Source organism: Photobacterium jeanii (assembly GCF_001650345.1).
Lineage (GTDB): Bacteria > Pseudomonadota > Gammaproteobacteria > Enterobacterales > Vibrionaceae > Photobacterium > Photobacterium jeanii.
The window spans coordinates 130,822-144,053 of the sequence record NZ_LVHF01000015.1; the positions used below are offsets into that span (position 1 = coordinate 130,822).

Here is a 13,232-nt window from a genome sequence, read left to right on the forward strand (position 1 = left end):
AGCTGAAATAGCTCTCTTTTTTTCGCTTGAATATTAAGGCTTATCTCTTAATTAAGAGGCAGCCAGTCCTTAACTTTTTGGTATCCCCAGTAGCTTACAGCACTCTTGATACACACGGTCAAAAGGTAAGCTCTTAATACATTCAGCATTATGTGGACAGGTGTTTATGTTGTGCTTACAGTGTTGCACCCATGTCACATCACGCTTGAAGAAATTGTGATGATTTCGACAAACTATATTGGTCGCTAGGGTGTGATATGGAGAGTCGTGAAAAAATTCCCCTCGTCCAGCAAGTAATTCACTGCCAGGGCCAAATAACGCAATAGTTGGAGTGGCGGTGTGCTTAGCTATATGGGTGATCCCTGTATCAGGGCTTACCAGTAATGTCGCATTCTCAATTAAGTGCCATAGCTGCGCTAAATCTAATTTGCCGCCAAAGGAATGAAATTTACCACAAGGATCGGCGGCTTGAACTAAAGCTAACTCGTTTGGTCCTGCACTCCAAACAGGAGTGAACCCGAGTTTTTCCATTCCTTTCGCGAGTCTTAGCCAGTTCTCACTTGGCCAAAATTTTAGTGGTGTACTGGCTCCTAAATGTAATACTACGTAAGGCTTACTTGGCAGCTCAAAAGTCTTGTGTTGCGGCGCTGGCCATTGTGATGGGTCAAAGGTTAGCGTTGAATGAGATCCGCTCAGCAAACTCATCATGTCGGTAATGGAGGTTGCTTGGTTTGGAATTGGGATCAGTTCATTAAACGGGATATCTTTATAGTTGGTCTTGGTATTGGCAAAGCCTTTGATCCATCGTGCGCCAATAGCAAAAGCAGTCCATGAAAAGCGGTTGTCTAATACAGGTAGCGCTAAATCATAGTTAGGCTGTTTCCATATGGAAAAAAAGGAACGCCAGTTTTTAGGGGTAAAGCCGATAAAAGAGACATTATAGGGTTTAGATTGATAAAGCCCGGCGAGAAACGGAGGACCCGCGACATCAATCTCTGCATCAGGGTATTTATCGCGCAGATGGGCGAGTAACCCTGTTGCCATTAGCGCATCACCCAGTAATAACTGGTGGATAACGAGAATGCGCTTAGGTGATTGAGGTTGCTGACGGCGTTTGAATATAAGTCGAGGTGCTCGGAGCAAAATAGCCCCGAGCTGAATTAAGCGAAATCCCGTGCGCGATGACATGTTACTTGCTTACTCGTTGGAAAATGGCTTCCATCTCATCCACCATCTTAGTCATGGTGCAATTTGCTGAGGCGTGTTGATAGCTGTAGGCGCCAAATTCTTCGCGTAAGGCTGGGTTATCCAGTAATGTTTCAATCGCTTTCGCCAGTGATACGCTGTCTTTGGTTTCCACGCAGTAGCCATTTTTCTCATGGTGAAGTACTTCAAGAATACTGCCTACATCGGTTGAGATGATAGGTAAGCCACATAGCATGGCTTGCATAATGCCTTGCGGTACACCTTCATTACCGTAAGACGGTAAGCAGAATAAATCCATTGCCTGCAACCAAGGCACAACATCGTCTTGATTACCCACCAGTGTGACTTGGTCGCGAATACCTAATTCATCAATTTTAGCTTCTAGTGTGGGACGAAACGGACCATCCCCTACGATCAGAATATGATTATCTTGGCGCTTCAGTGATGCCACTGCTTCCACTAAATATTCATGTCCTTTCCATGAACGAATCGTTGCCAGAATACCAATGATGGTTTTATCGGTCGGTAGTGATAACGCTTGGCGCACTTGCTGTTTGTCATCAGGGCGAACAAAGCGGTTTTCATCGATACCGGTCGGGATGGATTGCATTTTATCTAATGCTACGCCGTTATCACTGTGTAGTGTTTGGCGAAGTTTTTCACCTGTGGTCACAATGAAATCATTACCTTTTCGATATAGCCACTGGGTTGTTTTCTTATTATGAACCGCAGTGGATAAGTGGCGGGTACGCACAATACCTGGGCGTGATTTATTCCATGCCAGTGATAAAGAGACTAACCAGCTGTCAGTAGAGCTATGGGTATTCACCACATCGAACTGATTCTCAGCTAGGAAACGGTACATTGCCATCAGTGCCGCAGGGCGCTTTTTGTTGATTGGTAACGCAACAGTATTGATGCCACGCTCTTTTGCTGCGGTATAAATATTTGAGTTTGAAGGGCAGGCAATAGTCACTTGGTGACCACGTGCGATCATGCCTTCAGATTCTGTCAATGTACGAATTTCTTGACCACCCCAGCCGCAGGATGATTCGGTATGTAAGATGTTTAATTTTTTCATGAGTGTTTTTCTTTCATTAGTGTGGAGTACAAGGCCGTCATATCAGTCACCATTTTCTCGATTGTAAATTGTTCTGCGGTGTGACGAGCATTGTGCCCTAATTGTTGTAACTGAGCTTGGGTCTCACATTGTGTTAAACAGTTAGCGAGGGAGTTTGCCGAGAATGTTTCGCAAATATAACCATTTACAGTAGGCTCAACGAGGTCTTTAGCTCCAACTGAGTCAGACACGATAACTCCAATGCCTGCTGCCATCGCTTCCAACACGACGTTCCCAAATGGTTCGTAGTGTGCAGGGTGCAGTAATAGATCTGATGCAGCCATCAGTTTGGCTATATCGCTACGTACCCCCATAAACATTACGCGCTCAGTGATATTAAGTTCAGAAGCCAGTTTTTGATATTTTGCTAGTTTTTTCTCTTTACCGACAACTAACAAGATTGTGTCTTCATTGGTTTGAGCAATAGCCTGAATCGCCTCGGTCACGCCTTTACGTTCAAAGCCGGAGCCAACGAAAATCAAGATACGCTTATCTTGAGGTAAGGCGAGTTCTTGACGAAGTTGGCGTTGATCATCTTGCCAAGTGGGCGTGAACTGCTCGCAATTAATGCCGTTATAAATGGTAACGAGTTTATCTTCTGATATATCGAAGTGGTTAATAATATCTTGTCTGACCATTTCGGAGATACAGATGACTTTTTGCAGCTCATTCGATTCAAACATCTGTCGCTCAGCATCAAGAATATAACGATGGAAACTATCCATCTGTTGCCAGCACTTTTGTAGGGTGTTGGCTTGACGGTTTTTAATTTTTAACCACTGAGCGTGAACGCCATCACCTGCGCGATAAAGGTGACAGCCAGGCACTCTTTCATGAGACTGCACGATATCGAAATCGTGCGTCGCTAAATATTGTTGAACATTATGTGTAAAGCTTTTGGCTTTAGTGGTACGTGTTAGCCCTGACTTTTTAACTTGATGGACATGATACTGAGAATTAGCGTCTTTAGGCCAAGCCTGAGTAATAACGGACACATCGAGCTCAGCATGCTGCAAACCTTCTAGTGAGCGAGCAATGATCTTTTCCGCGCCGCCATCTGGGCGATACTTCTGGCGCACAATGGCGAGTTTAGTCATGAGATAACTGCTCCAAAATTGCCGCATACACGGTTTCGACACTGATTGCGGTTAAACATTCACTGATTTTGCCACCGCCACAGCCATCGTAGCCGCATGGACGGCAAGTATGGTTCGAGGTTAGTACGCGAGCTTTATCACTCCATGGTGCCCATTCGATATTGCCACTTGGGCCAAACAGGGCGACGCAAGGCGTGTCGACCGCGGCCGCAATGTGCATAGGGACCGAATCAACACCAACCATGAGCTTGGCTTGCGCTATGGTTGCAGCGAGCGAGCGCAGTGAGAGTTGACCAGCAAGGTTGTGCAAGTTCGGGTGATCGATGCCGTCTAAAATCCCTTCAACCAAGCCCATTTCGACTTTATCAGGTGCTGCGGTGATCACCACCTGATGACCATCAGCTAATAACTGTTGGATCAAGCTGCGGTAATGTTCGATGCGCCATGTTTTAAATAGCCAGCGTGAAGTGGGATGCAACACAATAAAGTTTTTGTCGTCAACGTTCGTGCGTAGTTGGCGAGCCGTTTGGTGCTCTTGCTCACTAAGCTCAAGGATCAAAGGTTTATCTTGTGGCCTAATGATAAGACCTGCTTTGCGAAGCGCATCCAAATGGACTTCGACGGTATGACGGGTATTGCCTACGCGCGGTAAGTGGTAACGCAATGGAAACGCTTTTTTCCACGATTTGTCTTGGCGATTTTTGTAATTACCTGCGATACCGTAGCGCGCTTTTGTCGCCCATTTTATCCAAGCACCACGACGGCTTTCGGTTAAGTTGATCACCAAATCATACTCTTGTCCGCGCAGGGTTTTCAGTAGTTCGATTTCTTTGCTGATGTGCTTAATCGCACCAAGCTTTTTCCACTTTTTATCGATCACGTGCAGCGTATCGATAGCTGGATGTGCTTGTAGCATAGGAGCGGTATCAGCATATACCAGCGCATCTACCGCTAAATGCGGGTGATGATTTTTTAACGTTTGGAATACCGGCGACGACAATAAGACATCGCCATGGTGACGAAGCTTGATCACCAAAACGCGTTTGACTTGTGCCCAATCAATCGGATGAGGCAGGTAGTCTTGCAAGCATGATGTTTCCATTAGCTGTCACCTTGTTGTAATAATTGCGATAGCTGAGCAAAGACGTGTTCAGCTGTTAAGGCTGCCATGTCTTGTTGGTTGAGTGACGAAGCGGTGAGATACACCTGCCCTTGACCATAGCCGCCAATCAGCCCTGGGTCGGTTGGACCGTACAAGGTGATATTGGGTTTATCTAACGCGGCCGCAAGGTGGCTTAAACCCGTATCGACAGAAACCACAGCGTTGGCATTTGCCAATACTTCAGCAACTTGATACAAGCTGAGCTTAGGCAGCACTTCGACGTGGTCAAAACCTTCGGCTAAACGCAGGGCGCGTTGCTGTTCATGCGGCGCTCCCCACGGTAGTTTTACTTGGTAGCCGAGTGTAGATACTTGGGCGATCAAGTCACGCCAGTGTTGTTCAGGCCAATGCTTGTTATCACGCGTTGTGGCGTGCAAGAACACCAAATAAGGTTGTTTGGTTGGTGTTGCTTGTGCCAAGAAGTGCTGAGCAATCGCGTAATCCCCGGTTTGTACCTGACCGTCAGTGTGCGTTGGTAGGGTGTAACCTAATGCGCTGGCAAACAGTTGGCGGATGCGTTCGACCGCGTGTAATTCTTTACTTACCGGATGGCGCTTGTCGTAGCAGTAGCTGGCTAGTGGCTCTTTGATCGAGTGCTTGTCGTAACCGTGTTTTTCACCGTGCGCTTTGCAGGTCAGGAAGGCGCTTTTGATCAGGCCTTGGGCATCAATCACTGCATCGTATTGTTGGGCTTGGATTTGCTGTTTGCAGCGTTGCCATTCACCCGATTTGATGGTGTTGATGATATTTTTACGCCAGCGACGGATTGCCACTGGGATCACCTGCTCGACAGCATTATGCCAAGCTGGGATCTGAGCAAAACCTTCTTCGACTACCCAATCAAACTGGATACTAGGAATGGCACGCACTGCATCTGTGATCGCTGGTAAGGTGTGGATCACATCTCCCATCGAGGTAGTTTTGACAATCAAGACGCGCATGATTGACCTGCCAATAGTTCATCCAACGCATCGAGCGCCATTTGTGGGGTAATGTCGATCAAGCTTTGATGATAGCCCTGTTCGCCATCGCCTTTACGCACCTTCAAGTAACCATCAATCAAGCGGAGCACTTTCGCTTGATGAGTTAAAGGCGGGGTAAAGTCTGGGCTTGATGGGCCGTATAGTGCGACTAGAGGTAAACCTACCGCTGCGGCTACATGCATTAAGCCTGAGTCATTGGTGATCGCTGCTTTACAGCTTGCCATCAAATCAACCGCTTGCTCTAACTGGGTTTTTCCAGCCAAATTAACGCAGTGCTCGCGGTGTTGCTCAGGAAGTGCTGCGATGATTTCGTCACCGACAGGTTGGTCTTTGCCTGAACCAAAAATCCAAACTTGCCAGCCTTTTTCAATCAGTTGGCTTACGGCTGCGGCATAGTGATAGTGCGGCCAGCGTTTGGCTGGACCAAATTCAGCCCCCGGACAGATAGCCAGTGTTGGTCGTTGCTGGTTTAGTCCTAGCGCTTGGCAAGCGGCTTGACTGCTTTCACTGTCGACTTGCAGTGCTGGGTAGAGCAGTGGTTGAGGTAATGCTTGTGCAGACGTCATCTCAGCTTTATCGAAAGCTAGGGCGACATAACGCTCAACCATCAGGGGAAACGCTGCTTTGTCTAGCTTGCGGTAGTCGTTGAGTAAGCCGTAACGCATTTCACCTAGCCAGCCTGTGCGCTTGGCAATATCGGCAAACCAAGGGACTAGCGCAGACTTGAGCGAACCTGGCAGTACGATGGCTTGGTCGTATCCAGTTTGTTTAAGCTCTTTACCTAATTGGCGGCGCAGACCTAATTGCAAAGCACCATGACCGATTGGCATTGCAATCACATTACTCACTTCTGGCATACGGCTAAGAATAGGACGGCACCAATCAGGTGCCATCACATCAATACTTGCTGCCGGATTATTCGCTTTGAGTGTGCGATACAGGCTTTGCGACATCACCATATCGCCCACCCAAGAAGGGCCAATAATTAGAATTTTCATTATGCTAACCCATTCTTATTGCTAGAATTTGTATTCATCAGAACAGTAAGGCTCAACGATGCCTGGACGTTGTGTTTTCAGTAGCTTCAAAATCCACATGTACTGCTCAGGTTGTTGACTAACAAACAATTCGATTTGCTCGTTCATCATGCGAGCATCTTGCTCTTCGCTGCCGCTCGGGAAAGGATCCAGAGCGGGCAAAATATGCATGTCGAATTTGCCCGTTTCGTTGTTGTAAGTAGAAAACAGCGGCACAATTTTCGCGCGGCTTAACTTAGATAACTTACCTAAGCCAGAAATGGTGGCTTTGGTGGTAGCAAAGAAATCAACAAACACACTGTGGTTTGGTCCGAGATCTTCATCGGGTAAGTAGTAACCCAAGTAACCATCACGAATCGATTTGATAAACGGCTTGATGCCTACGCTACGTTCATAGATTTTGCCGCCATACTGCAGACGCTGACGGTTCATTAGCCAGTCGGCAACAGGGTTCGATTGCTTCTTTGCCATCGATGAAATCGGCAAGCCACGGGATGCTAAGAGCACGGCAGGAATATCGACAGCCCAAGTGTGCGGCACCAATAGGATCACGCTTTCACCCGCATCGGTATGCTTGGTGAGGTTATCCATATTGTGGATCACTGAGTTGTTTTCCATCCACTGACGTGAGCGCGTGGTAAGGCCGGCCAGTCCCATCAAGTAGCTGCCTGCAGTGATAAAAGTATCTAGCAGGATTTGTTCACGCTCTTGGTGGCTTTTTTCAGGAAAACAGAGCAACAGGTTGATGCGGGCACGATGGGTCGCGCCCCCTTTGATCTTAAGTGCCAGCTTGGCAAACGGGATCGCTATCGCACGGCGGACACCGTGCGGTAGAAGCGAAAGTAACGCGCCGACTATGACTGCCAACCATGTGCCCCAATACTTAGGGTGAAGAAACGACCATTCGAATTGCGGTCGATGCGCTTTATTGTCGTTATGATCGATCATAGTCTGCACACAATTACTTATTAATGATCGCCATGTACTCAGCTACGCCTTCGGCAACTGATTTGAACGGTTCGTTGTAACCCGCGGCACGTACCTTGGTTAGGTCTGCTTGGGTGTAAGTTTGGTAGCGGCCTTTTAGGTGCTCTGGGAAAGGTACGGTTTCAACGCCGCCTTTACCGTGGTGTTTGATCACCGCATCGGCTACCGCTTGGAAAGATTCAGCATTACCGGTACCACAGTTGAAAATGCCAGAAACGCCATTTTCTAAGAACCATAGGTTCATTTTGGCAACGTCACCCACGTACACGAAATCACGTTTGAAGGTTTCAGAGCCAGCAAATAGCTTCGCGTTTTCACCTTTGTTGATTTGGCTATTTAGGTGGAAAGCAACGGATGCCATGCTACCTTTGTGTTGCTCACGTGGGCCGTAGACGTTGAAGTAACGGAAGCCTGTGATTTGCGATAGTTTCTCGCCGTGCTCTTCAGCATCTTGCCATACGCGACGTACGTAGTTGTCGAACTGTTGCTTCGAGTAACCGTAAACGTTCAGGGCACCTTCGTAAGCTTTTTCTTCGATGAAATCGCGGTCACGACCACCGTAAGTGGCTGCTGAAGACGCGTATAGGAATGGAATTTGACGCTCTAAACAGTAGTGAAGTAGCTCTTTTGAGTACTCGTAGTTGTTTAGCATCATGTATTTGCCGTCCCACTCGGTCGTCGCTGAACACGCACCTTCGTGGAAAATTGCGTCGATAGGACCAAACTCATCGCCCGCCATGATTTGGGTGATGAAGTCTTCTTTATCCATGTAATCAGCGATATCAAGATCAACCAAGTTGGCGAATTTAGTGCCATCTTTTAGGTTATCAACAACTAAAATGTCGTTACGACCTTGTTCATTCAGTAGTTTTACAATGTTGCTGCCGATCATGCCGGCGCCGCCAGTTACAATAATCATGGTAAATCCTAATGCTAAAACGTTGATTCTACGGCCGCAATTGAGCCACCGTACAAGAATTCTTCTTATCTTATGATAACATCAACTGAGAGCCAGAGTGCGAAGGAAGCAAATCATAATGAAGACCCGAGATCGAATCATCATGGCTGCGCTTGAGTTATTCAATGAGCGCGGCGAACCCAATGTCACGACCAATCATATAGCGGCACATCTGGGGATCAGCCCTGGCAATCTCTATTATCATTTTCGTAATAAAGAAGAGATTATACACAGTATTTTTGATGAATACGCCAGTGATTTACGGATCCGCTTTCAACCGCAGGCTGAATTTGATGCGACAGCAGAAAGCTTGCTGCAGTATCTGGATGCGGTGTTTATCTTGATGTGGCGCTACCGTTTTTTCTACGCCAATTTGCCCGACATTCTACGTCGAGATGAAAACTTGCAAACCAAATATCTAGAAGCACAAGAAAACTTGCATCAAAACATGATGGTATTAATGCAAAGTTTCCGAGATAGCGGTTTGTTAGATTTGGAAGAAAAAGAAATACTCAGCTTGACCAACACCTTGAAATTGGTGGCATCGAGCTGGATCTGTTACCAAACCACTCAAGCGCCAGGGGCTAAAGTGACCAAAGCTGTGGTGTACCAAGGTGTACTGCAAATGCTGAGTATTGTTCGCCCGTTGACGACCGAAAAAGGACGCGAGCGTGTTAGCCAATTGGAAGCGCACTATTGTGCCCAAGTGCAGCAAGATACGGCTTAGTGAATGCGAAGCTTCTGAGGTGAAACATATTGTGTCGTTGTCGCGCTAAAACAGTGTTGATAGCGGCACGAGTTCAATGTCTTGTTCGAGCAGAGGTAATTGCTTGGCAAGGGTCGTTAAGGTCACAGGGTAGGGATGACCGATGGCAATCGCATACCCTTGGCGTTGGGCGCGTTTGACTGCGGCTTTGAGTTGGCGAGCAACAAAGGCTTCGCTGGCGACATGATCGAGAAACACATGGCGGCGTAATGTTGGTAACCCCATGGCGAGGCTGCGCTGCTCTGCCACACTGGCGGCACTGGTTCGGCTATCTAAGAATCCCACCCCATAGTCATTTAATACTGTCATGACCCAATCCATGTGTTGGCGATTTTGAGTGAGGGCGCTGCCCATATGATTATTGATGGCGACCACATACGGAATGCGCAGTAAGGCATGGCGCAGGGTTTGTTGCGTTTGTTGTTGCGACATCGCGAAGGTCAAAGTCAGTGGTTCGAGTGGCGCGTGGCCTTGTGGTTGCATGGGCATGTGCAAGAGCACGTCGCGCTGTTCTCGATGTGCTTGTTCTGCGGTGGTGATATCAAATGGGGTATTAGGTAGAATTGAGACACTGACCGCATGGGGCAATTGACTCAATGCCTCTGGCATTGCGTGGTGACCCAAATCGTCGATCACAATCGCCAGCTTGGCCGCCTGCACGGGTATGCCTGCGGTAAGCAGAGTGAGTATGAGGGTTAAAGCTGCCATCCTTTGCATGCTTGCTGACCTTTATGAAACCGTTATTTTTTCAGCCAAGTGCGAGGGTTTGTTGGCGTGCCTTTGCGTCGGATTTCAAAGTACAGCCCAGAGCGGCTCTGACCGCCACTGTCCCCAACCAGCGCGATAGCTTCGTTAGCTTGCACTGTATCACCGACTTTCTTGAGCAATGTTTGGTTATAGCCATAGAAGGTCATGTCACCTTTACCGTGGTCGATTGCCAGCATGAGACCATAGCCGCGTAGCCAGTCGGCAAAAATCACTTTACCTGGGTATACCGCGTTGACTTTGCTGCCGCTATCTTTAGCGATCACCATGCCTTTCCAACGTAATTCACCACGCTGTTTGGTGCCATAATTGTGCAGTACGCTTCCTTTCACTGGCCAAGGTAGGCGGCCTCGTTGTTTCGCTAAGCCATCCATTGGGGCTTGGCGAGCGGCGCGTTCTGCTTCTAATTTAGCGCGGGCAATTTCTTTGAGTAAGCGACGTTCATTCACTTTTAACTCATTGATGTAGCCACGATCGGTGGAGATTTGGCTTTTTATGCCTGCAAGGGTTTGCTTACGGCGCTTTTGATCGCGGCTGCGTTTTTGGTTTTCCTCTTTGAGCTCATCGACGAGATCTTGTTGGCGCTGACGTTGCTGAGCCAGTTCGTGTTTTTTTAGTTGCAGTTCGGTGTCGATAGCGGCAAGGGCGGTTAATGCTTTGATGCGGGCTTCACTGATGCGTTCGGCGTATACGGTAAAACGGTCGAGAGTGTGACTGTCTTCGCCACTGAGCAAATTCGCCAGCTGGCTGTCTTGTCCTTGGCGGTATTGGGTATTGAGTAGTTCACGCAGCATTTCTTGTTGGCCTAAGCGCTGTTGCTGCAGTGTTTGTTGTTCTTGGCTGAGTTTAGCTATTGAGCGGGTTAATGCCTGACGTTGATTTTCAGCCTGATGGATCTTTTTAGTCGCATTGGCAATCGAGACCTCGTGCTGTTTCAGCTCGTTTTGCAGCGCGGCGTAGCGTTTTTGCTTGTCTTGCAGTTGCCCTTGTTGGCGCGACAGTTCTTGTTTAACCCCGTCGAGTTGCTGGTTATCTGAAGCGTATCCGACAGGGCTAATTGACAGACATAACAAAGCGCCAGTGCATAAAGCACTGGCGCGGAAGGTCTTTGTGAGGTGTTTGATCATATCCCGCATGGGATTGATTATTTCAGATCAAACAGCACCTGACCAGTCATCTCTGCAGGGATTTCGATATCTGATAGCGCCAGCATGGTTGGTGCTAGGTCAGATAGCTTACCGCCTTCTTTCAGAGTCACGGCTTTATCACCTACGTAGATCAGTGGTACTGGTAGGTTTGTGTGTGCTGTGTGAACACCACCTGTTTCAGGGTTGATCATCATCTCAGCGTTACCGTGGTCGGCAGTGATCAGTAGCTGACCGTCCATTTCGCGGATAGCTTCAACCACTTGACCAATACAGCTGTCCAGTGCTTCACATGCTTGAACTGCAGCATCGTAAACACCAGTGTGACCAACCATGTCACCGTTAGGGTAGTTACAGATGATAGTATCGAATTCACCAGACTTGATTGCCGCAACCAGTTTTTCAGTTAGCTCAGGTGAGCTCATTTCTGGTTGTAGGTCGTAAGTTGCTACTTTTGGTGAAGCAACCAGTGAACGAACTTCACCGTCAAATTCGTCTTCAACACCGCCGTTAAAGAAGAAAGTAACGTGTGCGTATTTCTCTGTTTCAGAGATACGTAGCTGTTTCTTACCTTTCTTCGCTAACCACTCACCTAGGGTGTTTTCTAGGCTTGCTGGTGGGAATGCTGCTGCAAGGTTAATGTCTGCCGCGTATTGGGTAAGCATCACAAATTCAACAGCAGGGAAGCTAGCGCGTTCAAAGCCTGCGAAATCTGTTACGAAAGTACGCGTGATTTGACGCGCACGGTCAGCACGGTAGTTCATGAAGATCACCGCATCGCCATCTTCCATCGCAGCCACGTCTTGACCTTCAGCACGGATTGCCGTTGCTTTAACGAATTCATCGTTCTCGTCACGCGCGTAAGCAGCTTCAAGACCAGCAACCGCGGTTTCTGCTTGGAATTCAGCTTTTGCTTCAGTTAGTAGGTTGTATGCAACTTCAACACGATCCCAGTTGTTATCGCGGTCCATTGCGTAGTAACGGCCAACTAGTGAAGCGGTGCGACCTTTGCCTAGTTCAGCAAATAGGGCATCGAAACGCTCAAGCGATGCTTGTGCGCTACGTGGTGGTGTGTCACGTCCGTCTAGGAAGCAGTGTAGGTAGATTTTTTCTGCACCACGTTTTGCTGCCATCTCGATAGCTGCAGCAATGTGGTCTTCATGGCTGTGAACACCGCCTGGTGACATCAGACCCATGATGTGAACAGCTTTACCTGCTTGGATTGCTTTGTCCATCGCGTTTGCCAGTGCTTCGTTCTCGAAGAAGTCACCGTCAGCGATTGATTTAGTGATGCGAGTGAGGTCTTGGTAAACCACGCGGCCTGCACCAATGTTGGTGTGACCTACTTCTGAGTTACCCATTTGACCGTCAGGTAAACCAACATCCATACCCGATGCTGAAATTAGCGTGTTTGCTTCGTTAGCAATCAGGCTATCCATTATCGGTGTTTTTGCATTCGCGATCGCATTGTTTTGTGCGTCTTCGCGGTAACCCCAACCATCTAAAATCACTAGAGCCAAAGGCTTCTTAGCAGACATAAGCTGTCCTCTTGTATGTCATAAGTTGAAAATGAAAAACCAATCACCTTAACGCTTTGCAATTAGGCAAAGAAGCTAAAGTCATCAGTCTGACATGACTGTAATTTTACTACAGTTTAAACCGAAAACTGTAGGGTGAGATCAAACTATGCTGTAACTAAATTGTTAGCTTTTCCGTAAAATATATTCATTTCTTGGCTAGAAGGTAAGCCTTTTGCCTTAGAATTTCCCGAATTTTTTGTAAAGAATGCTTCACGTGCTTCAAAGGTATAACATTTCTTTGTTGGTCATGAATATGCTTTTGCTGAATGTGAATGCGGGTTTGATTCGTTCGAGTGAACATATTGGCGGGTGTTGGCGCCTCGTTGCTGGCGCAAAGTAAAAATCACAGTGGTCAGGCAGTGAGTTATTACACGGATTATGGTTCGGTTACTGTACTTGCCACCGAAGCTGGGTATACTCAGTTTC

The 13,232-nt window shown here is 47.6% G+C and carries 12 protein-coding genes; 1 reads left to right on the plus strand and 11 read right to left on the minus strand.

Annotated features, from left to right (window positions below):
- Positions 1-69: 69 nt before the first annotated feature.
- From A3K86_RS08710 to rfaD, 8 genes are read right to left on the minus strand one after another with little or no spacing between them, the layout of a single operon-like run.
- Positions 70-1,188 (minus strand): glycosyltransferase family 9 protein, encoded by a 1,119-nt coding sequence (locus tag A3K86_RS08710; RefSeq protein ID WP_068330510.1) that lies wholly within the window; start codon positions 1,186-1,188, stop codon positions 70-72.
- Between the two features lies 1 nt (position 1,189).
- Positions 1,190-2,287, minus strand: coding sequence for a glycosyltransferase family 4 protein (locus A3K86_RS08715; RefSeq protein ID WP_068330511.1), 1,098 nt, complete (start codon positions 2,285-2,287; stop codon positions 1,190-1,192).
- Positions 2,284-3,423, minus strand: a complete 1,140-nt coding sequence (locus tag A3K86_RS08720; RefSeq protein WP_068330512.1) for a glycosyltransferase family 4 protein — start codon at positions 3,421-3,423, stop codon at positions 2,284-2,286. The genes A3K86_RS08715 and A3K86_RS08720 overlap by 4 nt, the downstream gene beginning before the upstream one ends.
- Positions 3,416-4,525 (minus strand): putative lipopolysaccharide heptosyltransferase III, encoded by a 1,110-nt coding sequence (gene rfaQ / locus A3K86_RS08725; protein ID WP_068330513.1) that lies wholly within the window; start codon positions 4,523-4,525, stop codon positions 3,416-3,418. Before rfaQ ends, A3K86_RS08720 begins: the two co-directional genes overlap by 8 nt.
- Positions 4,525-5,526: a lipopolysaccharide heptosyltransferase RfaC gene (gene rfaC, locus A3K86_RS08730; RefSeq protein ID WP_068330514.1), complete on the minus strand. Its 1,002-nt coding sequence runs from the start codon at positions 5,524-5,526 to the stop codon at positions 4,525-4,527. Before rfaC ends, rfaQ begins: the two co-directional genes overlap by 1 nt.
- Positions 5,514-6,566: an ADP-heptose--LPS heptosyltransferase RfaF gene (rfaF, locus tag A3K86_RS08735; protein WP_068330515.1), complete on the minus strand. Its 1,053-nt coding sequence runs from the start codon at positions 6,564-6,566 to the stop codon at positions 5,514-5,516. The genes rfaC and rfaF overlap by 13 nt, the downstream gene beginning before the upstream one ends.
- 21 nt (positions 6,567-6,587) lie before the next feature.
- A complete protein-coding gene (gene lpxM, locus A3K86_RS08740) occupies positions 6,588-7,553 on the minus strand; it encodes a lauroyl-Kdo(2)-lipid IV(A) myristoyltransferase (RefSeq protein ID WP_068330516.1) in 966 nt (321 codons plus the stop codon).
- Positions 7,554-7,566: 13 nt separating this feature from the next.
- A complete protein-coding gene (gene rfaD, locus A3K86_RS08745) occupies positions 7,567-8,511 on the minus strand; it encodes an ADP-glyceromanno-heptose 6-epimerase (RefSeq protein WP_068330517.1) in 945 nt (314 codons plus the stop codon).
- Between the two features lie 118 nt (positions 8,512-8,629).
- On the opposite strand from rfaD, the gene A3K86_RS08750 reads away from it, so the two are divergent.
- The gene (locus A3K86_RS08750; protein WP_068330518.1) at positions 8,630-9,277 is read left to right on the plus strand and encodes a TetR/AcrR family transcriptional regulator; all 648 of its coding nucleotides are present in this window, start codon (positions 8,630-8,632) and stop codon (positions 9,275-9,277) included.
- Between the two features lie 45 nt (positions 9,278-9,322).
- On the opposite strand, the gene A3K86_RS08755 is transcribed toward A3K86_RS08750, so the two are convergent.
- Genes A3K86_RS08755 through gpmM form a run of 3 tightly spaced genes read right to left on the minus strand, consistent with a single transcriptional unit; the run spans position 9,323 to position 12,764 of the window.
- A complete protein-coding gene (locus tag A3K86_RS08755; RefSeq protein WP_232321941.1) occupies positions 9,323-10,024 on the minus strand; it encodes a divergent polysaccharide deacetylase family protein in 702 nt (233 codons plus the stop codon).
- Between the two features lie 32 nt (positions 10,025-10,056).
- Positions 10,057-11,208, minus strand: coding sequence for a peptidoglycan DD-metalloendopeptidase family protein (locus A3K86_RS08760; RefSeq protein ID WP_084406548.1), 1,152 nt, complete (start codon positions 11,206-11,208; stop codon positions 10,057-10,059).
- A gap of 17 nt (positions 11,209-11,225) precedes the next feature.
- Entirely contained in the window at positions 11,226-12,764 is a 1,539-nt protein-coding gene (gene gpmM, locus A3K86_RS08765; protein WP_068330521.1) for a 2,3-bisphosphoglycerate-independent phosphoglycerate mutase, read from the minus strand.
- Between the last annotated feature and the right edge of the window lie 468 nt (positions 12,765-13,232).

Coding starts and splice junctions, on each gene's coding strand:
- rfaQ (WP_068330513.1), bottom strand. CDS start 4,525: ATGGAAACATCATGCTTGCAAGACTACCTGCCTCATCCGATTGATTGG.
- A3K86_RS08760 (WP_084406548.1), bottom strand. CDS start 11,208: ATGATCAAACACCTCACAAAGACCTTCCGCGCCAGTGCTTTATGCACT.
- A3K86_RS08755 (WP_232321941.1), bottom strand. CDS start 10,024: ATGGCAGCTTTAACCCTCATACTCACTCTGCTTACCGCAGGCATACCC.
- A3K86_RS08715 (WP_068330511.1), bottom strand. CDS start 2,287: ATGAAAAAATTAAACATCTTACATACCGAATCATCCTGCGGCTGGGGT.
- rfaF (WP_068330515.1), bottom strand. CDS start 6,566: ATGAAAATTCTAATTATTGGCCCTTCTTGGGTGGGCGATATGGTGATG.
- rfaD (WP_068330517.1), bottom strand. CDS start 8,511: ATGATTATTGTAACTGGCGGCGCCGGCATGATCGGCAGCAACATTGTA.
- A3K86_RS08750 (WP_068330518.1), top strand. CDS start 8,630: ATGAAGACCCGAGATCGAATCATCATGGCTGCGCTTGAGTTATTCAAT.
- lpxM (WP_068330516.1), bottom strand. CDS start 7,553: ATGATCGATCATAACGACAATAAAGCGCATCGACCGCAATTCGAATGG.
- A3K86_RS08710 (WP_068330510.1), bottom strand. CDS start 1,188: ATGTCATCGCGCACGGGATTTCGCTTAATTCAGCTCGGGGCTATTTTG.
- rfaC (WP_068330514.1), bottom strand. CDS start 5,526: ATGCGCGTCTTGATTGTCAAAACTACCTCGATGGGAGATGTGATCCAC.
- gpmM (WP_068330521.1), bottom strand. CDS start 12,764: ATGTCTGCTAAGAAGCCTTTGGCTCTAGTGATTTTAGATGGTTGGGGT.
- A3K86_RS08720 (WP_068330512.1), bottom strand. CDS start 3,423: ATGACTAAACTCGCCATTGTGCGCCAGAAGTATCGCCCAGATGGCGGC.